Origin of the sequence: Flavobacterium sp. 22659 (assembly GCF_052044235.1) — a bacterium.
Taxonomy (GTDB): Bacteria; Bacteroidota; Bacteroidia; order Flavobacteriales; family Flavobacteriaceae; genus Flavobacterium; species Flavobacterium johnsoniae.
Genome location: NZ_JBQEMU010000008.1, coordinates 72198 through 95961 on the forward strand (window position 1 = coordinate 72198; position 23764 = coordinate 95961).

Genomic DNA, 23764 nt, shown 5'->3' on the forward strand with positions numbered 1-23764 from the left:
AAAATGAAAAAGATTATTTAAGCCATTTTTTTATGTTATCAAGAAATTCTTTTTGCTGGTCTACAAATAAATAATGAGAACAATTATCTAGAAAAGCGAAGTGTTTTTCGCCAGTCAGATCTTTAATGGATTTAATTTGTGCCGATGAAAAAATGCCGTCTTGTTTCCCATAAATTCCATAAATAGGAACTCCAGCAGCTTTTATTTTCTTTAAAAATGGTCTGCTGTCAATATTGTTTTGCTTTTCGTTTTGATAAAAAAGTAAAGGTGCATTTTTGTTTCGAATATTGGTTTTATAGAATTCCCCGGTTTCATAATCGGTATATAGCTTTTTAGATTCTACAGTTGGATTTGGCATTTTAAAAAAGCCGTTTTCTCCTGCGAGTTCAAAACATTTTTTTCGATATTCAGCCGAATTTTTATCAAGATTTTCTACAACGTGTATTCTTTTTAATTGTTCAGAATCATTGTTGTATTTTTTCTTCAGTGTATTTAAAATATGATCGTACGTTTCCTGCTGTGAAAACAAAGCACCTGCTAAAACCAAAGCACTCACATTTTGCGGATATTTATTAGCATAAAGTGTCGCAACCAAACCGCCAAAACTATGGCTGAGTAAAACAGCTTTCTTTAAATTGTATATTTTGTAAATAAAATTTAAATCCTGAAAAGCTTCTTCATAAGTAAATTTTGCGTCAGGATCTGCCGATCTTCCTTCGCCGCGACGATCGTATGCAATAACATAAAATCCCTGATCGGCCAGTTTTTGAGCTGTCGTTCCTTCAAACAAAGTTGCATTACCGCTTGGGCCTCCATGAATAAAAATTACGGGTTTGTTCTTTTCATTTCCGTACGTTTTGATATACAGGTTTTGTGCATTTGCGAAAAAGCAAAACATGAGAAAAAAAGAAACAAAAAATGACTTCATCTATTCCAATTTATGATGTTCATCCATATCTCTTTTCAAATCTAAATTTCTAAAAGTCGGCGATTTTAATGCAGTGAAAACAACAGTTAAAAGTGTAACACTTCCACCAAAAACAACCGATGTTACAGCGCCCATTAATTTAGCTGTTGCACCGCTTTCAAAAGCACCTAATTCATTAGAAGATCCAACAAAAATTGAATTTACAGCACCAACACGTCCGCGCATATGATCCGGAGTTTTAAGCTGTAAAATCGTTTGGCGGATAACTACTGAAATTCCGTCAGCTAATCCACTTAAGAATAAAGCAAAAACAGAAAGCCAGAAATAAGTTGAAAGACCAAATAGAATGATTGATAATCCAAAAACAAATATGGCAATTAAAAGTTTCTTTCCTGCATTTTTATATAGAGGTACATAAGCCGAAATAATCATTGTAATAAAAGCGCCCACAGCAGGAGCAGCTCTTAAAATTCCAAAGCCTTCAGAACCTACTTTTAAAATATCCTGAGCAAAAACGGGCAGTAATGCAACGGCTCCTCCAAAAAGTACTGCAATCATATCAAGTGATAATGCACCCAAAACAATTTTGTTTTTAAAGACGAAAGTTAAACCTTCTGTAAGGCTGTCTTTAATTGATTCTCCAATCTTCGGATTGATGATTGGTTTTGCACTGATTTGCGATAAAGCAATTAAAGAAAGAATTGAGAATCCGAAAACCAAACACATTGACCAGTGAACACCAATCCAGTTAATTGAGAATCCTGCCAATGCTGGACCCATTACAGCTCCAATCTGCCAAACCGAACTGCTCCAGGTTGCGGCATTTGGGTATACTTTTTTAGGAATAATTAAAGATAAAAGAGAGAAGATAGTTGGTCCCATAAAAGCACGAACCAAGCCTCCAAAAAATACTAAAGCGTAAATTGAATATAGAATTATATTTGAAGACCAGCCGCCAACAACTTTTGGCCAAGTCAGTAAAAATAGACCAAAACTGATTATCGAGAATCCTAAAATACATTTTACCAATAATCCTTTCTTTTCTTTCTGGTCTACAATATGTCCAGCAAACAATGCCATTCCAACAGCCGGAATAACTTCCATTAAACCAATAATTCCAAGCGAAAGCGGATTTTTAGTTAAGCTGTAAACTTCCCATTCGATTACAATAAACTGCATCGACCAGGCAAAAACCATCGCAAAACGCAATAATAAAAATACGTTGAATTCTCTATAACGCAATGCCTGATACGGATCAGGTTTGTTCGATTTAATCTCTTCCATCTGTTCTAATGTCTTTCAGCATAAGCTGAGTTGAAATGTTACCGTTCCATTCATTTTCGGCAATTGTATAAGCCAGCTGAAACGGGTTTTGATTTTGTGCTATATTTAATTTTTTTCCGAGTCCAAAGCCAATTGCAGCGATTCCGTCGGTTCCGAGAGATTGTTTAACGAAAAGTCTCAAATGCTCTTCTTCTGCGCCCAGAGTTTTAGCATAACCAGTGTCTTTAATGTCTTTAGTCATAAAAACCGGAGTCATATTCTGCGGGCCAAAAGGCTCAAATTGTTTTAGAATCCGAATTAGTTTTGGGGTAATGTCCGAAAAGTCAATTTCGGCATCAATTTCGATTTCTGGAGTTCGCATTTCGGGTTGAATGGTTTCCTGCACGCATTTCTCAAAAGCATCTTTAAAAAGCTGATAATTTTCGGCTTTTAAAGTCATTCCCGCTGCGTACATGTGGCCTCCAAATTGTTCCAAATGTTCTGAACACGCATCAAGTGCGTTGTAAACATCAAATCCTTTTACAGACCTTGCAGAAGCAGCATATTTGTCGCCGCTTTTAGTAAAAACCAAAGTCGGTCGATAATAGGTTTCTATTAATCTTGAAGCTACAATTCCAATAACGCCTTTGTGCCAGTCTTCCTGAAAAACGACAGTAGAAAAACGTTCTTCTTCGTTATTTTGTAAAATCTGCTGAAAAGCTTCTTTGGTGATTTTTTTGTCTAAATCTTTTCTATCAGCATTGTATTGTTCAATTTCTGAGGCGAATTGCTGTGCTTGTTCTAAATCAAATTCGGTTAGTAATTCGACAGCGTGATTGCCGTGTTTGATTCTTCCCGCAGCATTAATTCGTGGCGAAATAATAAAAACGACATCAGTAATATCTAAAACTTTCTTTTTTACCTGATGTACCAAAGCTTTAATGCCTGGTCTCGGTTCGCTGTTAATTACCTTCAGCCCAAAATAAGCCAGAACGCGGTTTTCTCCTGTAATCGGAACGATATCGGCCGCAATTGCAGTAGCAACCAGATCGAGATACGGAACTAAATCTTCAATTGTTTCATTTCGGTTTTGACCTAAAGCCTGAATCAGTTTAAAACCAACGCCGCAACCACACAACTCATCGTAAGGGTAGGAGCAGTCTTCTCTTTTTGGATCTAAAACGGCAACAGCATCCGGTAGAATTTCTCCGGGCCTGTGGTGATCGCAGACAATGAAATCGATATTTTTGGCTTTTGCATAAGCGATATGATCGATCGATTTGATACCGCAGTCGAGAGCGATAATTAACGAAATTCCGTTATCGTCTGCATAGTCAATTCCTTTATAGGAGATTCCGTAACCTTCGTCGTAACGATCTGGAATGTAAGTTGCAATGTGAGGATAATGCGATTTTAAATATGATGAAACCAAAGAAACTGCTGTTGTTCCGTCGACATCATAATCGCCAAAAACCATAATATTTTCCTGATTTTCAATGGCGCGTTCAATTCTTGCAACGGCTTTATCCATATCTTTCATCAAATACGGATCGTGAAGATGTTCTAAAGACGGACGGAAGAAATTTTTAGCATCTTCAAATGTTTCAATGCCGCGCTGAATCAAAAGCGTTGCTACAAAATCTTCTACATTTAAGGCCTGCGCCAAATGTTTGATTTTCTCTTCAGAAGGCTTTGGTTTTAAAGTCCAACGCATGGGTTGATTTTAGATTTTAGATTATTGATTTTAGATTGTAGATTTCTGAAATCGTTTAATCTGATTGGTAATTTTTTTTAAACACATAGAATCATAGCTTGTTGGAAACTTAAAAAAGGCGTTTCACTTGCATAAATTCACATAGCTTTATGTGTTAGAAACTAGTTTCTTTCTAATTTCTTTTATTCACAAACAAAAATCTATGTTTCTATGTGTTTAATTTTTTCACGCAGATTTTTAATTCTCAATTTCTAATCCTTTAAATCTGTGGCAGAAATATTTTGTATAAAAAGGGCTTCGACTTCGCTCAGCCGGACAAATGTTATTTTTCTTCTAATGCGTTTCCTTCAAACTTAATTCCGTCCCAGCCTAAGTTGATGAAATTTCTAATGTTTTGGTGATTCGTTCCGTTTGGGTCGCCTAAAACTTCATCAAAATAAAATGCTCCAAAACAAGCCAAAGTTTCTCCTTTACTTAAGTTTTGCAGTTTTGCGAAAGAAAATAATTTACAAGAACCTGAATTTTCTCCTGCCGCATTATGTTGTGTTCCGTTTTGAAAAGCAGTTGGAGTAAAGTTGTAGTTTTCCTCTATTACTGCGATAGTTTCCGGAAATGTAATTAGTGTTGGTGTTTGTTTTACTTTTTCTAAAAAGGCTTGAATGCTCATGTTATTATGTGTTAGTTTTTTGTCGCAAATTTCACAAATTTAATTCGTGCTAATTTGTGAAATTCGTGGCGAAAATTATTCTTCGTCCTTCGAAAATTTACTTTTCTTAGCTTCTTTTGTTATGGTTTTTCCGGCAACAACAACGACGATTTCGCCGCGTGGTGCTGTTTTTTCAAAATGCGCCAGAACTTCTTTTGCTGTTCCGCGTACATTTTCTTCGTGTAATTTTGATAATTCTCTCGAAACGCAGACTTGTCTGTCCTCTCCAAAATATTGCACAAATTCGGCTAAAGTCTTAACGAGTTTATGCGGAGAAACGTATAAAATCATCGTTCTGGTTTCTTCGGCTAAAGCCAAAAAACGAGTCTGACGTCCTTTTTTATCAGGCAGAAAACCTTCAAAAACAAATTTGTCATTAGGAAGTCCGCTGTTTACAAGAGCGGGAACAAAAGCCGTTGCGCCCGGAAGACATTCTACTTCAATTTTGTTTTCGACACAAGCACGTGTCAGCAAAAAACCAGGATCTGAAATTGCCGGAGTTCCTGCATCTGAAATTAAAGCGATAGTCTCGCCGGCTTTCAAACGGGCAATTAAATTTTCGGTAGTTTTATGCTCGTTGTGCATGTGATGGCTGTGCATGTGCGTGCCAATTTCGAAATGCTTTAAGAGTTTACCGCTTGTTCGGGTGTCTTCAGCCAAAATCAAATCGACTTCTTTTAAAACCCGAATGGCTCTAAAAGTCATGTCTTCAAGATTGCCAATTGGCGTTGGAACGATATATAATTTTGACATATTTTTTTATGTGAAATGTAAAATGTGAGTGAAAAGTTATGCGAATTTTTTCTCGATAATTCCAAGAAAACGTTCTGCGTAATCGTCTTTTCCTTCCCAATTGTTATAATCTGGTTTTACCATGTTTTCAATAAAATCTTTTGCTTCGGCATAAGAATCAAAAGTTAATAACTGGTTTAAAACACGGCTGTAATCTTCAGTACTGTTTCCGAAAAGGTTTTTAGTAAAAGCAATTCGATCGTTCAAATCAATATGAAAACCTTTTGCCAGTTTGTCGTTTAAGGAAACTGATTTTGGTTCTCTTGAAGTTTCTAAAACCGGAGCGCTTTTTTGTTCTTTTAAATCATTGTTTGAAGAAACAGGCTCAAAGCTGTCTACTTTTACAAATTGTGCATCAGCATAATTAATTCCAAAATCTTCAAACGCAATTGGAATTGGAGTTGATTTTGGTTCAATTTTAGGCTCTTCTTTAACTTCCTCTTTAATTTCTTCAAGATCTAATTCAAAAGCAGGTTTAAAATCCGGAATTGGTTTTAAATCACTGACTGTTGTAAACGAAAGTTCTCCAATATTGCTTTTAGGTTCTTCTGTTTTTTCAACTTCTTCATTAACTTCCGGTTCTTCAATTTCGGGTGCTTTTGGTTCTTCTGTAATTTCTTCTGCAGGCTCAGGAGTTATTTCTTCAGGAACAGCAGCAACAGGTTCTTCAAGAACAGGTTCTTCCGCAACAGGTGTTTCTTCAATTACAACAGGTTCCGGAGTTTTTTCAATTTCAACTTCTTCAGCCTGAATTGGATTCTCGATCGCAGTTTCAGTCGGAAGAATTTCTTCAGAAATGGTTTTGTTTTCAAAGATGGTTTCAATTTCAGCGCTGATTTCGCTGTGGCTGATTGTTGGTTTTACCTCGTCGAAATTCTCATCTACAAATTTTAAAATCGCTAATTTCTCATATAATTTCTGAGTTTCAAGATATAATTGATTGATATCGGATTTGTTCTTAAGCTTTAAAATTCGATGTGCAATGCTGATTAAATCGGCTTCCAATTTTTTTTTCATGACTGTTGAAATTATAGTGAATAAGGTATTTTAGTGTATTTAATGCTTGAATGTCTTTATTCTTGAATAAATCTTAAAGATATTTTAAAGATATTTTTTATTTCTGTTAATAAGCGTTTGCCAATCTCCCGTTTGATAAAAATTTTCTACTTTTGAAAAAATGTAAAACAATACATTTTTACGTCGATTTATTACCAGTACAAAGTAATAAAAACTATTCATTTTTAAAGGCAGAAAAATACAAAATGTTTCTCGAAAATACAGTAAATCACAAAGAACAATTTGGTTGGATTGAAGTTATTTGTGGATCAATGTTTTCGGGTAAAACCGAAGAATTAATCCGCAGATTAAAGCGCGCACAGTTTGCCAAACAAAGAGTTGAAATCTTCAAACCCGCTATCGATACCCGTTATCATGACGAAATGGTAGTGTCGCATGATGCTAATGAAATTCGTTCAACCCCGGTTCCGGCTGCAGCCAATATTTCTATTTTGGCGCAGGGATGCGATGTTGTCGGCATTGATGAGGCTCAGTTTTTTGATGATGAAATTGTAACAGTTTGTAATGATCTCGCAAATCGCGGTGTTCGTGTAATCGTGGCTGGACTTGACATGGATTTTAAGGGAAATCCATTTGGACCAATGCCGGCACTTATGGCAACAGCAGAATATGTTACGAAAGTCCATGCTGTTTGTACCAGAACCGGAAATCTGGCTAATTATAGTTTTAGAAAAACAGATAATGATAAGCTTGTAATGCTTGGTGAAACCGAGGAATATGAGCCGCTTAGCCGTGCAGCGTATTTTAATGCAATGAAAAAAAATCAGTAAAAGCAGTTTTTATATTTATTTAAAATTTCAATAAACAATGGAGGAAAAACAGAATAAAAGAAAACAGAATGTTTTATTATTAGTTGTAATTGGAATTGCACTTGCACTGGCAGTTTTTTTTCAGTTCTTTCTTTCTGAAAAATCAGATGAAGTGAAAACCGAAGTAACAGAACTGGTTGAAAAATACAATAAAAGCTGTCCGCTTAAAATTCAGGAAGGTATTCGTTTAGAAAATGTTACTCTTACAAAAGAAAGAGTTGTTCAGTATAATTTGACATTGACAAATGTAGAAAAAGCGACAGCCGAAACTGATGTGATACAAGAAGAAATTGAAAAAAGTTTGCTGAGTACTGCTAAAGCAAATCCGGGATTACAGGTTTTTAGAGATAATGATTATACTTTGGTTTATAGTTACAGCGATAAAAAGAAAGCTTTTTTATTTGATATAACAATTTTACCAGATCAATATAAATGATTTTAGCGTTTTAAAAGACGTTGTTAAACCCGACAGGTTTCAAAAACCTGTCGGGTTTTTTGTTTAAAAACATATATTCATTCCGTAGAAATGTCTGGTTGGCAGAATTTTTATAATTAGGGTCACAGATATACGTTCCGTAGGAACGTTTGATTACGGTTCGAGATATTTATTTATAAATAGAAGTGTCCTTACAGGACACAACCTAAATACCGCTTATATTTTTTTTCTACCAACGAGATATTCCTACGGAATATTGAATATTATTTAATTTTAACTAATTGATAAAAACAAACCCCGATAGTTTTCGAAAACTATCGGGGTTGTTATTTAAATGAGCTTATATTTCTATATGGTTTAGAAAAACCTTAAATCTTCTTTCTCATTCTCGCAACCGGAATATCTAATTGTTCTCGGTATTTAGCGATTGTTCTTCTTGCAATTGGATACCCTTTTTCTTTTAATATTTCGGCTAATTGATCATCTGGAAGCGGTTTTCTCTTATCTTCTTCCTCAATTGTGTTTTGAAGAATCTTTTTGATTTCAAGAGTTGAAACATCTTCACCCTGATCGTTTTTCATAGCCTCAGAGAAAAACTCTTTAATAAGTTTGGTTCCGTATGGAGTTTCTACATATTTACTGTTGGCAACACGCGAGATAGTCGAAATATCCAAACCAACCATATCCGCAATGTCTTTTAAGATCATTGGTTTTAGTTTGGTTTCGTCGCCGTCTAAGAAATATTCTTCCTGATAATGCATAATTGCATTCATGGTTACAAAAAGAGTTTCCTGACGCTGTCTGATTGCGTCGATAAACCATTTTGCAGAATCTAGTTTTTGTTTGATAAACTGAACCGCATCTTTCTGTGCAGTCGATTTATCTTTCGATTCTTTATACGTCTGCATCATCTCCTGATAATCTTTAGAAACGTGCAGGGAAGGAGCATTTCTTCCATTTAAAGTCAATTCCAATTCACCGTCAACAATTCTGATGGCAAAATCCGGAACTACATTTTCTGTAACCTTATTATTTCCGGCAAAAGATCCTCCCGGTTTCGGGTTCAGTCTTTCAATTTCGTGAATGGCTTTTTTAAGCTGTTCATTAGAAACGCTGTATTTCTGTAAAAGTTTATCGTAGTGTTTCTTTGTAAAAGCATCAAACTGATTTTCGATAATATCAATTGCTAAATCAACATATTCTGTTGGTGTTTTATGTTTTAACTGAAGCAGTAAACATTCCTGTAAATCACGTGCGCCGACACCCGAAGGTTCTAGTTCGTGAATTACCGTCATCATTTTCTCGACCATTGCTTCATCAGTATAAATTCCCTGAGTAAAAGCCATGTCGTCTACGATATCCGGAATACTTCTGCGGATATAACCCATATCATCAATACTTCCCACAAGGAATTCAGCAATTTCGCGTTCTTCATCGTTTAAAATAAAAGTATTCAGCTGATTGATTAAATCCTGATGAAAACTGATAGGAGCCGCAAAAGGTGTTTCGCGCTCTTCGTCGTCGCTGTAATTGTTTACCTGAGTTTTGTAATCAGGAGTATCGTCGTCGCTTAGATATTCGTCAATGTTAATGTCATCTGCTTCGATTCTGTCTGATTCTGCATCATCATAATCGTCATAGTCTTCATTAGCGTATTCATCAGCTTCGTAATCGTCTTCTTTACCAGCTTCCAAAGCTGGATTTTCGTTCATTTCTTCTAATAAACGCTGTTCAAAAGCTTGCGTAGGCAATTGAATTAACTTCATCAGCTGAATTTGCTGTGGAGATAATTTTTGGGATAATTTTAAATTTAAAAATTGCTTTAGCATTATAATGTTTAATCGTTTATTTGTTTAATTGTCAAACCGTTGTTTCGTGAAAATCGGTTAACCGAATGAACGATTAACCGATTAAACTTTTTTTTAAAACTCAGCACTTCCAGGAGTTCTTGGGAAAGGAATTACGTCTCTAATGTTTGTCATTCCAGTTACAAACAATACCAAACGCTCAAATCCTAAACCGAAACCTGCGTGAGTTGCTGATCCAAATCTTCTGGTGTCTAAATACCAGTATAATTCTTCTTTGTCAATTCCAAGTTTTTCCATTTTTTCGACAAGAACATCGTAACGCTCTTCTCTTTCAGAACCACCAACGATTTCTCCAATTCCAGGGAAAAGGATATCCATTGCACGAACTGTTTCTCTTCCCGGTTCTGTATTGTCGTTCAAACGCATGTAAAACGCCTTGATGTTTGCTGGGTAATCGTATAAAATTACCGGACATTTAAAGTGTTTTTCAACTAGGAAACGCTCGTGTTCTGACTGTAAATCAGCTCCCCATTCGTTGATTAAATACTGGAATTTCTTCTTTTTATTTGGAGTTGAATCTCTTAAAATGTCAATTGCTTCTGTATAAGAAACACGTTTGAAGTTGTTTTCTAAAACAAAGTTCAATTTCTCTAACAAAGCCATTTCGCTTCTTTCTGCCTGCGGTTTAGATTTTTCTTCTTCAAGAAGTCTTCCTTCTAAGAATTTCAAATCGTCTTTACAGTTGTCTAAAGCATATTTAATTACATACTGAATAAAATCTTCAGCCAAATCCATGTTATCGTCAAGGTCGTTGAAAGCAACTTCAGGCTCGATCATCCAGAATTCTGCCAAGTGACGAGAAGTGTTTGAATTCTCCGCTCTAAACGTTGGTCCAAAAGTATAAATTTGACCCAAAGCCATAGCAAAAGTTTCACCTTCTAACTGTCCAGAAACCGTTAAGTTTGTGTGTTTTCCAAAGAAATCTTTTTTGAAGTCAATGTTTCCTTCTTCATTTTTTGGAAGATTATCCAAAGGCAAAGAAGTAACTTGGAACATTTCTCCAGCACCTTCAGCATCAGCTCCAGTAATAATTGGCGTGTTTACGTACACAAAACCTTTTTGCTGGAAATAACTGTGAACAGCATAAGACAATACCGAACGTACACGCATAATTGCACCAAAAGCATTTGTACGTACGCGCAAGTGAGCGTTTTCACGTAAAAATTCTAAAGAGTGTTTTTTAGGCTGCATAGGGAATTTCTCAGCATCAGAATCTCCAAGAATTTCAAGTTTGTTCACCTGAATTTCGTATTTCTGACCTGCACCTTTACTTTCAACCAAAGTTCCAATTACAGAAACTGCAGCTCCAGTAGTGATTCTTTTTAAAGTCTCTTCTGGAGTATTTTCAAAGTCAACAACACATTGTATATTATTAATTGTAGAACCGTCATTTAAAGCGATGAACTGATTATTTCTAAAAGTTCTCACCCATCCTTTTGCATTCACTTCCTGTAACGTCGTCGTACTGTTTAATAAGTCTCTAACTTTTGTGTGTTTCATTTTTATATATAATTGATATTAAATAATATTCGTTTGAACAACTGCAAATATAATCGATAATAATTAATTTTTGAAGCTGTTTCCTGCTCTTCGCTATATCTTTCTATTTTTAAAGAAAAAATAGAAAGGATACCGCTGCGATCAGGGCTAGGGCATTCGGTTTCAAAAGAAAGCACAAGATTGAGTTTCTTTAAAATACAAATTCTTGTTTTATGTCATCAGGAATTTGATTCTTGTCTTCTATTTTTTCATAAATTTTTTGAGCCTTTTCCTTGATTTTTTCATCTTTTCTTATTTCCGAAACTTTCAGTAAGCAAAGTGAATAATGAACCCTAAAATTAAAATCTTTCTTATAAGTTGATGAGATATTTTCTAAAAAAGGAAGAGCATCTTCATATCTTTTATTCAATGATAATAAAATCCCTTTTAAGAATAATACATCATTTTTCAATTTTGGATTTATGGCGATGTATTTCTGTATTGCAGTATTTATATTCTCTAATCCTTTTTCATAATCACCTAAAAAAGGTGAGGTAACCGCAAAACCATAATACCCCTCAGGATTTTCAGGAAATAGTTGAATTATTTCAGTATATTTTTTTCGTGCAATTGGTATGGTTTTTTCATTGGCGTATCGTAAGCATTCTGCAGCAAGATTAGTTTTGAATTCAATTGACTTATTATATAAACTGTCAGCCAACATATAACAAAGCAAAGCATTTTTATTATTTAATAATCGTAAAGTATATCCTGTGAAGAATAATGCGTCGCAAAATGTTGTGTCTTTTTTATATGCATCCAAAAAAACTTTTGATGTAATATTAAGATATTTTTTATCTAAAGACTTATTGAGATAAAGAGTTTCGATTCCAAGATTAAAAAGCTTCATAGATTCAGGATTCTCAGATTTGCAGTATAAATTTTTACCTTCAAAATAGCTTTGAGAGAATGCTAAATTTATACTTAAAATAAGAATTACCAATATTATTCTTTTCATACTTGATTGACTTTTGTATTCGTGTAAATTTATAAGCCACGAATTCACGAATAAAAACAAATAATTCGTGAATTCGTGGCGGATATTTTATTGGATGAAAAATTATTTCTCCAAATTCTCCAATTCTTCTTTTTTAGTTTTCTTCTTCTCAAAAGTTAAAACCAGCGAAGGCAATACCACCAAGTTAGCAAACATTGCAAAAACCAAAGTACAAGAAATTAATCCTCCTAACGCAATTGTTCCGCTGAAGCTTGATAATGTAAAAGTTGCAAAACCTAGGATCAACACGATTGAAGTGTAGAATGTACTTACTCCGGTTTCTCTTAAAGCGCTAAAAACAGATTTTTTTACTTTTCCTTTATTTTGAGTCAATTCATCTTTGTATTTCGCCATAAACTGAATGGCATTATCAACCGAGATTCCGAAAGCGATACTGAATACCAAAATCGTCGAAGGTTTTAACGGAATTCCGAAATAACCCATTAACCCCGAAGTGATACAAAGCGGTAAAATATTTGTAATCAAAGAAGCTGCTACCATTTTGAACGAACGGAATAAATACAGCATTAAAATTGCAATTGTCAAAATCGCAAACAATAATGATTCGATTAAGTTATGCGCGAGATAAGTTGTTCCTTTCTGGAAAACTAAAGCTTTTCCGGTAATTGTAACTTCATAACGGTCTTTCGGGAAAATTTCATCAATTTTTTTGCGAAGTTTTCCTTCTACTTTTGCCATTTCATCTGTTCCAATATCTTTCATGAAAGTTGTGATTCGCGCGTATTGTCCTGTTGAATCAACGTAAGCTTTCATTAAATTCTCTTTACTGTTTTTGGTTGCATTTTTAGCATAACCCAAAATAAAAGTCTGTTCCTGAGAAGTTGGCAATTGATAATATTCAGGGTTTCCGTTGTAGAAAGCCTGTTTTGCATATTTAACCAAATTGACAACAGAAACTGGTTTCGCCAATTCTGGAATTTCAGAAATAGTATTTTGTAATTCATCCATTTTACGAATTGTCGCCGGTTTCATGACACCTTTTTTCTTTTTGGTGTCAATCATGATTTCAAGAGGCATAACACCGTTGAATTCTTTTTCGTAAAATAAAATATCTTTAAAGAAAGAAGCGCTTTTTGGCATTTCACCAATCAAACTTCCTGAAACTTTCATTTGCCTGATTCCATTCAAACTCACAAGAAACAGAACAGCATAAATGCAGTAAACAATTGTCTTTTTTCCTTTGACTATAGTTGTTACTGTATTTAAAAGTGTCGAAATATAAGTTTTGTCTAAATGGTATAAATGTTTTGCTTTTGGCAAAGGCATAAAACTGTAAATAATAGGCACGATAAAAAGTGTCAAAGTATAAACAGAAAGCACGTTGATAGAAGTTACCAATCCAAACTCAAAAAGCAGTTCGTTTCCGGTAATCATCAAGGTTGCAAAACCAATTGCAGCAGTTAAATTGGTCATAAAAGTTGAATGCCCAATTTTTGAAATAACACGCTGTAATGCTTTTGCCTGATTGTTATGCAGTTTAATTTCCTGCTGGTATTTATTAATCAGGAAAATACAGTTTGTAATTCCGATTACAATAATCAGCGGTGGAATAATAGCCGTTAAAATCGTGATTTTGTAACCAAATAATCCAAGTGTTCCAAACGACCACGTTACGCCGACAATCAAAATACAGATCGAAATAAACGTAGCTCTGAACGAACGGAAGAAGAAAAAGAAAATTAAAGAAACAGTCAATAAAGACGCTCCAATAAAAAGTCCGATTTCGCCTTTCATGTTATCCGCATTAATCGTACGGATGTAAGGCATTCCAGAAACTTTAAGATCAATTCCGGTTGTTTTTTCGAATTTATCGATTTTCGGAACTAAATCATTTAAGATAAAAGTCTTTCTTTCAGCAGTATTTACCAGCGCTTTGTTCATGTAAATTGCAGAACGTACACTTCCGCTTTCTTTGTTAAACAATAATCCTTCATAAAAAGGAAGATTGTGAAACAAATCGTATTGAACACTTTTTAAATAATCAGCATCAAGTACTTTACTTTCGTCGATAAACGGCGCTAAAACAAACTTTTGATTTACAGTGTCTTTTTCAAGCTTTTTTAAATCATTTAGAGAAATTACTAAATCAACTTCTTTGGCTTTTTTTAAACCATTCATTAATTCAGTCCAGGCAGCATAATTCTTTGGTGTAAAGAATTTAGGGTCTTTAAAACCAATAACAATCAGGTTTCCTTCTTCACCAAATTTGTCTAGAAATTTTTGATAATCTTTATTTGCAATATGATCTTTTGGAAGCAGGTTGGCTTCTGTATAAGTCATAGAAAGATTCTTCCACTGATAACCAAAGAAAATAGTTAAAGCAGAAAGTATAACCAGAATCGTAATTCGGTTTTTAAGTATGATTCGGGCTAATTTTTCCCAAAATCCAACTTGGACAGCGTTTTTCATAAAATCTTTAAAAATGGATGCAAATGTAGTGAAAAGTGCTCGAAATCATCTATAATCAATTGTATTTTACTTAACGTTAACACTAAAATGAAAGTTTGTTATTAATGATAATTTTCTTGGTTTTTGTTATAGAACCGCTAGCTTTTCTCATATTTGTAGTGAATTTTGATTTTGAAAGGCAAAAAGAATTCAAATTAAATCTGTAGAAAAATAGAAAAACATGCAGGAAAACAACACTACGACTTTTATTTTTTTAGCAATTCTTTTACTGTTAATCGTCATCATTTGTTTTATGATGTATCAATTAATGCAGTCCAAAAAAGCAAAAGAAGATGCCGAAAAGAGTTTTTATGCGCTTGAAGTAAAAGTTAACGATCTTCAGCTGGAAAATTTAGAATCGAAACTCAATCCGCATTTGTTTAAGAATATTTTAAATTCGATTCAGTCACATGCGTACCAGACCTATTTTGCTTTAGACAAACTGGCGAATGTTTTGGATTATATTTTATACGAAAGCAAAAAGAAATTCGTGACTGCAAAAGAAGAAATTAATTTTGCACTCAATTTAATCGAAATCAATAAAATTAAAATTAGTCCGCTTTTTGAATTGAAGATTAAGACAAATATTAATGAAGATGATAAATTATACGATCAGCCTTTGTTAGCACCTCTCATTTCTATTGATTTAATTGAAAATGCTTTTAAACACGCAGATCTTCAAAGTGCCGATGCTTTTATTTCGGTGGTTTTTGAGTTTAAAGACAATGCTTTTTTTATGACGGTTTCTAATAAAATATCCGATAAAAAAGTACTCAAAAAAGAGAGAAGTGGTTTTGGCCATGCTACTTTAGAACATCGTCTGCGAATTATTTACAAGAATAATTTTAAACTCGATAAGTTTATTGAAAACGACGTTTATATTGCTCATCTTAAAATAGATTTACTTGAATACAAAACTGAAATGCTTGCTTCTGGACGATGAACTTCCGGGATTGACCTATTTAAAAATGCTTTGCGAACAAATTCCTGAACTGGAAATTGTAAAAACATTTAATAATCCTGAGAAACTTTTATCTGATATTCCAGATCTGGATTTTGATCTCTTAATTTCTGATATCGAAATGCCGGGAATGGACGGCCTGCATCTAGCCGAAATACTTGAGAATAAATTAGTGATTTTTTGTACAGCTTATAAAGATTATGCTGCCGATGCTTTTAATATTGATGCTGTAGATTATATCACAAAACCTGTAAAATTAGAACGTCTTCAAAAAGCGGTTTCCAAAGCTTTTGAACGTTTCGATAAAACTGATAATTCAAAAAAGTTTATTCAGCTCAATACAGACAAAGGAAAAACGCTGCTGTATTTTAATAAAATCCAATATATCACAACAGCATCAAGTGATAGTCGTGACAAAACGGTTTTGCTTGCAGATGGAAGTTTACTGAATTTGAAAAACGTAAAATTTGATACGCTTTTACAAGAATTACCCGATGCTGATTTCTGCAGAATCAATAAAAAAGAAATTGTTGCGGTAAAGGCGATAAAATTCTTTAACCATAACGAAATTGTGCTTCATCATTTAGAAGAAAATAATAAAAATACATCTCTAATTCTGAGCGAAACGTATCGTTCTGATTTTTTGAAAAAGGTAAAATTATAACTTATTACAAAGTTTTTCCGACTTGTTACATACATTCAAAATTAGCTTGTAATTTGCTTTTTCACTTAAAACTCAGTTCTGATATTTGCGGCAATAAATTAAAAGAACGAGTTATGAATAACATTAAAAACTCTTTATTCTACGTAACCATTATTGGAGGATTTACCGCCCTCATTTATTGGATAATTTCAAAAGGCGCAGCAATTGAAGCCGGGCGTCATATTGTAAAGAAACAAATCGAAAGCAACCATTGGAATGATTTCCTGGATTCTATGGTTCACAATTTACAGCACCCTTTAGCTATATTATTGGCACAGATAGTGACTATTATTTTAGTAGCGCGTTTATTTGGATGGTTTTTTAGAAAAATTGGCCAGCCTTCTGTAATTGGAGAAATGATTGCAGGTATTGTTCTTGGGCCGTCTTTGGTCGGGATGTATTTTCCTGAATTTTCAGCAGCTTTATTTCCAAAAGAATCATTAGGAAACTTACAGTTTTTAAGTCAGATTGGTTTAATTCTTTTCATGTTCGTAATTGGAATGGAACTGGACTTAAAAGTACTGAAAAATAAAGCACATGATGCTGTAGTTATCAGCCATGCCAGTATTGTAATTCCGTTTGCGTTAGGATTATCTCTTGCGTATTTTATATACCACACTTTTGCCCCAATTGGTGTTGAGTTTTCTTCTTTCGGATTATTTATGGGAATTGCCATGAGTATAACTGCTTTTCCGGTTTTGGCCAGAATTGTGCAGGAAAGAGGAATGCAGAAAACAAAACTGGGAACCATTGCCATTACTTGTGCCGCGGCCGATGATATTACTGCCTGGTGTATTCTTGCTGTTGTAATTGCTATTGTAAAAGCAGGTTCATTTACAAGTTCGCTATACGTAATTGGTTTAGCAATTTTGTATGTAATTATTATGTTAAAAATCGTTCGTCCGTTCCTGAAACGTGTCGGAGATTTAAATTCGACCCGCGAAAGTTTAAATAAACCGGTTGTTGCGATTTTCTTTATCACACTTTTGATTTCTGCTTATGCTGCGGAATTAATTGGAATTCATGCCTTATTCGGAGCATTTTTAGCGGGAGCAATTATGCCTGAAAACAACAAATTCAGAAACATATTTATCGAAAAAGTAGAAGATGTTGCGATTATCGTTTTACTGCCTTTGTTTTTCGTATTTACAGGTTTACGTACACAAATTGGATTGTTGAATGATCCTGAATTATGGAAAGTAACAGGATTAATTATTGCGGTTGCCGTTGCAGGTAAATTCTTTGGAAGTGCTTTGGCAGCAAAATTTGTGGGACAGAACTGGAAAGACAGTTTAGCTATTGGTGCTTTAATGAACACAAGAGGTTTAATGGAACTTGTGGTTTTAAATATTGGTTATGACCTTGGGGTTTTATCAACAGAAATTTTTACTATGATGGTAATTATGGCGTTAGTAACGACTTTCATGACAGGTCCAGCTTTAGATCTTATAGGGTTTATTTTTAAAGATAAAATAACGGCTATTCCTCAGGAAATTGGAAATAAAAGCAAATACAAAATTCTGCTTTCGTTTGCGACTCCTGAAAGAGGAAAAAAGCTTCTTAAAATTGCGAATAGTTTAGTTAAAAAACAAGGCGATAACTCGATCGTAACAGCAATGCATTTATCATTGAGTACAGAGGTGCATTCATTTGACATAAAAGACCATGAACGTAAAATGCTGGTTCCCGTAGTTGAAGAATCGCACCGCTTAAATCAAAATATGGTGAGCATGTTTAAAGTGTCTAATGATATTGATACTGATATTATTGATGCAGCAAATCAGGGAGAATATGATTTATTGCTGGTTGGTTTAGGACAATCTATTTTTGACGGGACTCTGCTTGGAAAAATTCTTGGATTCACAACCAGAATTGTAAACCCTGATCGTTTAATTGATAAGTTTACCGGAAAAGAAGGTTTGTTTGAAAATAATCCTTTTGACGAAAGAACACGTCATATTATTACCAAAACTAAAATGCCGGTTGGTATTCTTATCGATAAAGATTTAGAAGAAGTAAACCAGGTTTTTATGCCAATTTTTAATAAAGAAGATGCTTTTTTAATTGATTACGCTAAAAAATTAATCAATAATAACGGTTCACAGATTACGGTTCTTGATGCCAGCGGCGATGTGAAAAATACCCGCGAAATTCAGGAAACGATAAGATCAATTGAACAGATTGCCCCAAATCATATTATGATTATGCATGACAGAACAATTAAAAAAGAATTCTTAGACGGTCAGAATTTGATGATTATAAGTTTAGACAGCTGGAAAAAACTTATCGAATCTCAAAGCACATGGCTGAATAATACGCCTTCTGTTTTGATTTTGAAACCATAAGATTTTAAAAATCTCAATGCTTTAAATCCCAAATTCCAATTTTTATGATTGGGATTTGGGATTTTTTTATGTGAAATTCGTTCGCATTTTTGTCATTTCGACGTAAGGAGAAATCTTTGCAAGAAACTCGACAAAGATTAGGTAAGCTTTGCGATTGCGGTTAAACTTGCCTCTAGGAGGAATTTAATTTTAAAGCCCCAAATCAAGAACATAAGAAATTTTAACTGCAATATTGTCCTCAAACTTCATTAACTGGTTTGGTCCGTAACGATAGAATCCGCCAAGACCAAAACCTTTGTAGATTTTATTTAATTCAATACCCGATTCAAAAAAACCTTTGTCAAGTGTTTTATATTCAGGACCAACATGCTGTTCAGGTTTTTCCATATTTCCCCATGCCATTCTGCTGACCAAAACTATTGTCGGGCGAACTTTTTTAAGAATTTTGATTCGGTTAAAGCCATGTTTGACCTGGAAAAAGATGTACTGACTTGAGAAAAACTCATTAAAAAACATGGTTTCAAAGCTGTTTCTTCCGGCAAAAGTAATACGCTGGATAACAGTTTCTTTTGTAAGGTTGTTGGGCATTGTATTGTATAAGTGCGTAAGCGGCACATCGCCTAAGGCGTAACCGCCTTGTAAAAGCAAACTTGTTTTTTGTCCGTTTAGATATTTCTTTTCGTATTCAGTTTTGAAATCTATTTTTCCAAAATTAAAATCGTTGTCTAAAACATTTGGCAGGGATTGCGTGTACTGTAAAGTAAATCTCGGAAATCTCTTGTCAGATTCCGTTCTTCCTGTCGGCGTTTGCATAAAATCACTAAAAGGCGCCCAAACTATCGAAAGCATGGCAGTTGTCATAATATAACTAGAATACAATTGACCGTTGTAATTAAAAAGATAATCGAACTTTGGTTCAATCTCTGTTCTGGCTAATTCAAGAACAGCTTCTGTTTTTGGGATAATTTTGGTTTGTACATTGGCTTTCCAGCTTGTATAATGATAAAATGTACTAATGTTAATCGGGCGCGGATCGTAAATTTTAAAAACACGTTTGTCAACTGCAAAAAGGGTACTCGCAATTTCACGAACATCATCTGTATAAGATCCATTAAGCCAGGTGTTGGTGTTTTTATCTAATAAAACACCGGCGCCTAAATTGTATTTAACAACACCGTCTTTTGTGCCATAAGCTGTATAGCCTTCAATTCTAAAATTTTTAGAAAACTTGTCATTTGTAATACCGCCTAAACCTAAACGAAAACCTTCATAATTGTTGTAACTAATAATTTTCTTCAAATCTAAATCAACCGGACCAATAGGAATGTAACCATTGATGATTTTTCGCCCAAATCCCAAACGTTTTTCAATTCTTCGGCTTACAGATAAACTGTCTAATAATTGATAGGTTTTCTGGCTTTTTTGGTCTAAAGCTTCTTTTCTGTACTGATTCCAGAATTCTTCGGGTTTTTTACCTGCATCGTCTTTAATTTCGATATAAAGAGACGGATTTTTTATAGGAGTTTCGAGATTATAATGAATGTCGAAATTGTTACTCTCAGAAAGCAAATAGGTAAAATCAGAAGCGGCTTTTTTTCTTGGTTCAAAATCTTCGGCAACGTCTCCATCAAACTGAATCGTTCCGCCTAAAATTTTAATATCGTCGTCATTTTTTCCTTTTACGATTTTGAAAGTAGTATTGCTCTGGAACCATATTTTTTCATTTGGTACATAATTAAACTCATGAATACCGCTGATATCCAAAACACCTTTTATACGCATGACTGCTTTTGCAATGGCAAAATTTTGTGAGTCAATATATAATACTCCTTCTAAACCAGAAGTTCTTCTTTTGTGCTTGTTTTTAAAGTAAATCATAAAAGTTTCGCGTCCTTTTATGTTTACAGTATCTAATAATTTGTAATTATAAGATGCTGGTGCAGTATTCGAAATTGGGTTTTCATATTTTGTTTCAAACAACTCGTATTTATTGTCATAAATAGAAATTGACTGTAAATTGAAAGCAATAACCTCGTAAATAGGATTTTTAAAACCCGCTATTTTTGTCCCGAGAACAGTTTCTTTTAATTTATTATTCCCGAATTGGTATTGGGATACTTTTTCGGTTTGAAACAAATGCTGTTTGGTTATAATTTCTTTGAATTTATAATCAGAAGAATCTATGTTGATTTTCTTTTTATTTAAATCCTTATACACTGCCGAAGAATCTATTCTTCCATCAATTGAGTCCGGATTAGCCGTTACGATAAGTTTATTATAGGTTTTGTAATCAAAACTTTTCAGCCTTTTCTGGGGATTGTTATTGTTTTTATTTGCAATAACTTTTTTGATAATGGTTAACGCCGGATTTTCATTAGAAACAATAACTTCTTTTAAATCATCTGTTTTTTGGATTAATGAAATAGAGTAGAATTTTTTGTTTTCGGCCAAAGCCACAATCTTAGTTTGAAAACCAATATAGGAAACCGTAAAATTTCCGGATTTACTAAGCGTTTTAAAAATAAATTTTCCATCAACATCAGTTATCGTATTGCTGTTATCCGAAGTTGTAATTGTAGCAAATGGAAGAGGTTTGTTGTTTGAATCAGTTACAATTCCGTTTATTTGAAATTGCGCCTGAATACTAAGCGTAAAAAATAATGTCAGTAAACAAAATAGCCTCATAGAGAATTATATAGATTCAAAAACGAAAAGGATTTGATTTTGGTATGCAAAAATAAGAATAAAAAAATCCGTCTGATAATTTTACCAGACGGATTTCTAAAAATTCAGTATCAAATACTTAAACTTTCATGATTTCGGCTTCTTTTGCAGCCAATAACTCATCAATTTTTTTAATGTAAGTATTTGTTAAGTTTTGAACTTCTTCTTCTGCAGATTTACAGATGTCTTCTGAAGTTCCTTCTTTTTCTAATTTTTTGATATCAGTATTAGCGTCTTTACGAACGTTACGTATACCAATTTTTGCATCTTCAGCTTCAGATTTTGCTTGTTTTGCTAAATCACGACGACGCTCTTCTGTTAAAGGCGGTACGCTGATAATGATAACGTCTCCGTTGTTCATTGGGTTAAAACCAATATTGGCAATTAAAATTGCTTTTTCAATGGTTTGCAGCATATTTTTTTCGAAAGGCTGCAAAGTAATAGTTCTTGCATCCGGAACACTGATTTTTGACACTTGAGAAAGTGGTGTTGCTGATCCGTAATAATCAACAAAAACACCTCCCAGCATTGCTGGAGAAGCTTTTCCCGCACGAATGTTTAGAAATTCTTTTTCTAAGTGTGCAATAGAACCGTTCATAGATTCTTCAGTACTTTCTAATATAAAATCGATTTCTTCAGTCATTTTTTTTAATTTTTAATTTTTAGAAGATTAGATTTTTAGACTCAAAAATGGATTCTTCTAATTTGCTAACGATGTTGTTTTATTTATTGAAATTGCTTTTGAAAATTATAAAGATTATTAATCTTCTAATAATCTAAGCAGCCTAAATATTTACTACAGTTCCGATGTTTTCGCCTTCGCAGATTTTTAACAGGTTTCCAATTTTGTTCATGTCAAAAACAACAATTGGCAGTTTATTTTCCTGGCTTAAAGTAAAAGCGGTTGTATCCATTACGTTTAATCCTTTTTTAAGGACATCATCAAACGAGATGAAATCAAATTTTACAGCCGAAGCATTTTTTTCAGGATCAGAATCGTAAACACCGTCAACGCGGGTTCCTTTTAAGATTACATCAGCATTAATTTCGATTCCTCTTAAAACAGCTGCAGTATCAGTTGTAAAATATGGGTTTCCGGTTCCCGCACCAAAAATTACAATTCTTCCTTTCTCAAGGTGGCGGTCAGCTCTTCTTTTAATGTATGGTTCTGCGATAGATTCCATTTTTAAAGCAGTCTGCAAACGCGTTTTCATTCCTTTATCTTCAAGTGCGCCCTGCAAAGCCATTCCGTTAATAACAGTAGCAAGCATTCCCATATAGTCACCTTGCACTCTGTCCATTCCTGCGCTTGCACCGGCAACGCCTCTAAAAATATTTCCTCCTCCAATAACGATAGCAATTTCTACTCCTTTGTCGTGAATCTGCTTAATTTCGTCTGCATATTCCCCTAATCTTTTAGGGTCAATTCCGTATTGTAAATCACCCATTAAGGCCTCGCCGCTAAGTTTAAGAAGAATTCTTTTATATTTCATGTTGTGTTGCGTTAATTTGTGCAAATATAGACATATTCTGATTTTTAAAAATAATTTACAAAAAATTAATTCGGCTTGGGATTTTAATTTTATAAAGACTTTTTTGATTTTTTTATTTGAATGTGACAAAAGTCATTCCTCTATCTTTTTAAAATCATTAATTTTATAGTAAGCAAAATAAACCTCTATGAAAAGTACTGTAGCAAAAGCATTATTCAACAGCTATTCGTATGCTGAATATCGAAAATTAGTTACCGATTTATTATCTGAAGGAAAATCAACCGGAAGCCAGCAGTCTGAAAGTCTCACGAATTATTCGAAACTAAACGAAGCAAGAATGAATCGTTTAGAAAAAACAATTACAATTTCTGAAGATGTCATTTCAAAATTAAGGCATTTAGATAATCACTACATCTGGCTTGTAATTTCTGAAGGCTGGTGCGGCGATGCAGCGCAGATTCTTCCTATTTTGAATAAAATGGCTCACGAATCTGATAAAAAAATCGACCTTCGAATTGTTCTTCGTGATGAAAACGATGAATTAATGAATCAATACTTAACAAATAACGGCAGAGCAATCCCTAAAGTTATTATAATTTGCAAAGAAGCCGGAATTGTCCGTGCTGATTGGGGACCAAGACCAAAAGGCGCCACAGAATTAATGGAAACCCATAAAAGAGAAGTCGGTCCAATTGATGAAAAAATCAAAACAGATCTGCAGTTATGGTATTTGGCAGATAAAGGAATATCTGTTCAAAGTGAATTGGTCGAAATTATGGAAAATATTAAATATAATAGGCTGTAATAACTATTTAAAAGTGTGTTTTTGTTAGTAAAACATTGATAATAAAAGAAATAAGAAGTTAAAAAATGGGTTTAAATTTTTTTCTTATTAAGAAAATTTGTAATTTAGTAAAACCATCCCACTTCTATTATAACT

General features: G+C 33.9%; 19 protein-coding genes. 6 read left to right on the forward strand and 13 right to left on the reverse strand.

The window, feature by feature from the left end:
- Nucleotides 1-13 precede the first annotated feature (13 nt).
- The 6 genes from ACTJIW_RS10395 to ACTJIW_RS10420 all read right to left on the reverse strand — a co-directional run bounded on the left by ACTJIW_RS10395 (nt 14) and on the right by ACTJIW_RS10420 (nt 6420).
- Nucleotides 14-928, reverse strand: a complete 915-nt coding sequence (locus ACTJIW_RS10395) for an alpha/beta fold hydrolase (protein WP_440716128.1) — start codon at nt 926-928, stop codon at nt 14-16.
- Nucleotides 929-2212, reverse strand: a complete 1284-nt coding sequence (locus tag ACTJIW_RS10400) for an MFS transporter (protein ID WP_440716127.1) — start codon at nt 2210-2212, stop codon at nt 929-931.
- A complete protein-coding gene (gene recJ, locus ACTJIW_RS10405; RefSeq protein WP_440716126.1) occupies nt 2199-3905 on the reverse strand; it encodes a single-stranded-DNA-specific exonuclease RecJ in 1707 nt (568 codons plus the stop codon). Before recJ ends, ACTJIW_RS10400 begins: the two co-directional genes overlap by 14 nt.
- Before the next feature lie 322 nt (nt 3906-4227).
- The gene (locus ACTJIW_RS10410; protein ID WP_440716125.1) at nt 4228-4572 is read right to left on the reverse strand and encodes a HopJ type III effector protein; all 345 of its coding nucleotides are present in this window, start codon (nt 4570-4572) and stop codon (nt 4228-4230) included.
- Between the two features lie 75 nt (nt 4573-4647).
- Nucleotides 4648-5364, reverse strand: coding sequence for a 16S rRNA (cytidine(1402)-2'-O)-methyltransferase (gene rsmI / locus ACTJIW_RS10415; RefSeq protein ID WP_012022679.1), 717 nt, complete (start codon nt 5362-5364; stop codon nt 4648-4650).
- 36 nt (nt 5365-5400) lie between these two features.
- Nucleotides 5401-6420 carry a hypothetical protein gene (locus ACTJIW_RS10420; RefSeq protein WP_440716124.1) on the reverse strand — a complete coding sequence of 340 codons (1020 nt, stop codon included), beginning with the start codon at nt 6418-6420 and terminating at the stop codon, nt 5401-5403.
- Between the two features lie 245 nt (nt 6421-6665).
- Here ACTJIW_RS10420 and ACTJIW_RS10425 point away from each other — a divergent pair, with 245 nt between their 5' ends.
- Nucleotides 6666-7250, forward strand: coding sequence for a thymidine kinase (locus ACTJIW_RS10425; protein ID WP_012022677.1), 585 nt, complete (start codon nt 6666-6668; stop codon nt 7248-7250).
- Nucleotides 7251-7287: 37 nt separating this feature from the next.
- Nucleotides 7288-7725, forward strand: a complete 438-nt coding sequence (locus ACTJIW_RS10430; RefSeq protein WP_012022676.1) for a hypothetical protein — start codon at nt 7288-7290, stop codon at nt 7723-7725.
- 368 nt (nt 7726-8093) lie between these two features.
- Here ACTJIW_RS10430 and rpoN read toward each other — a convergent pair whose 3' ends face one another.
- From rpoN to ACTJIW_RS10450, 4 genes are all read right to left on the reverse strand, one after another.
- Nucleotides 8094-9554, reverse strand: a complete 1461-nt coding sequence (gene rpoN, locus ACTJIW_RS10435; RefSeq protein WP_012022675.1) for an RNA polymerase factor sigma-54 — start codon at nt 9552-9554, stop codon at nt 8094-8096.
- A 93-nt stretch (nt 9555-9647) separates the two neighbouring features.
- Nucleotides 9648-11093, reverse strand: coding sequence for an asparagine--tRNA ligase (gene asnS, locus ACTJIW_RS10440; RefSeq protein WP_012022674.1), 1446 nt, complete (start codon nt 11091-11093; stop codon nt 9648-9650).
- Nucleotides 11094-11283: 190 nt separating this feature from the next.
- Entirely contained in the window at nt 11284-12090 is an 807-nt protein-coding gene (locus ACTJIW_RS10445) for a tetratricopeptide repeat protein (protein WP_440716123.1), read from the reverse strand.
- Nucleotides 12091-12192: 102 nt separating this feature from the next.
- Nucleotides 12193-14559, reverse strand: a complete 2367-nt coding sequence (locus tag ACTJIW_RS10450) for an efflux RND transporter permease subunit (protein WP_440716122.1) — start codon at nt 14557-14559, stop codon at nt 12193-12195.
- 220 nt (nt 14560-14779) lie between these two features.
- Here ACTJIW_RS10450 and ACTJIW_RS10455 point away from each other — a divergent pair, with 220 nt between their 5' ends.
- The 3 genes from ACTJIW_RS10455 to ACTJIW_RS10465 all read left to right on the forward strand — a co-directional run bounded on the left by ACTJIW_RS10455 (nt 14780) and on the right by ACTJIW_RS10465 (nt 18607).
- Nucleotides 14780-15541, forward strand: coding sequence for a sensor histidine kinase (locus tag ACTJIW_RS10455; protein ID WP_012022671.1), 762 nt, complete (start codon nt 14780-14782; stop codon nt 15539-15541).
- Complete coding sequence (locus ACTJIW_RS10460; protein ID WP_012022670.1) at nt 15504-16223, forward strand: LytR/AlgR family response regulator transcription factor; 720 nt, start codon at nt 15504-15506, stop codon at nt 16221-16223. Before ACTJIW_RS10455 ends, ACTJIW_RS10460 begins: the two co-directional genes overlap by 38 nt.
- Before the next feature lie 113 nt (nt 16224-16336).
- Nucleotides 16337-18607 (forward strand): cation:proton antiporter, encoded by a 2271-nt coding sequence (locus ACTJIW_RS10465; RefSeq protein ID WP_073410626.1) that lies wholly within the window; start codon nt 16337-16339, stop codon nt 18605-18607.
- 189 nt (nt 18608-18796) lie between these two features.
- On the opposite strand, the gene ACTJIW_RS10470 is transcribed toward ACTJIW_RS10465, so the two are convergent.
- The 3 genes from ACTJIW_RS10470 to pyrH form a co-directional block, all read right to left on the reverse strand.
- Nucleotides 18797-21292 carry a DUF5686 family protein gene (locus ACTJIW_RS10470; protein ID WP_440716121.1) on the reverse strand — a complete coding sequence of 832 codons (2496 nt, stop codon included), beginning with the start codon at nt 21290-21292 and terminating at the stop codon, nt 18797-18799.
- 118 nt (nt 21293-21410) lie between these two features.
- Complete coding sequence (gene frr, locus ACTJIW_RS10475) at nt 21411-21974, reverse strand: ribosome recycling factor (protein ID WP_274251575.1); 564 nt, start codon at nt 21972-21974, stop codon at nt 21411-21413.
- A gap of 142 nt (nt 21975-22116) precedes the next feature.
- Nucleotides 22117-22824 (reverse strand): UMP kinase, encoded by a 708-nt coding sequence (gene pyrH, locus ACTJIW_RS10480; RefSeq protein ID WP_012022665.1) that lies wholly within the window; start codon nt 22822-22824, stop codon nt 22117-22119.
- Nucleotides 22825-23011: 187 nt separating this feature from the next.
- Here pyrH and ACTJIW_RS10485 point away from each other — a divergent pair, with 187 nt between their 5' ends.
- A complete protein-coding gene (locus ACTJIW_RS10485) occupies nt 23012-23629 on the forward strand; it encodes a thioredoxin family protein (protein ID WP_440716120.1) in 618 nt (205 codons plus the stop codon).
- Nucleotides 23630-23764 lie beyond the last annotated feature (135 nt).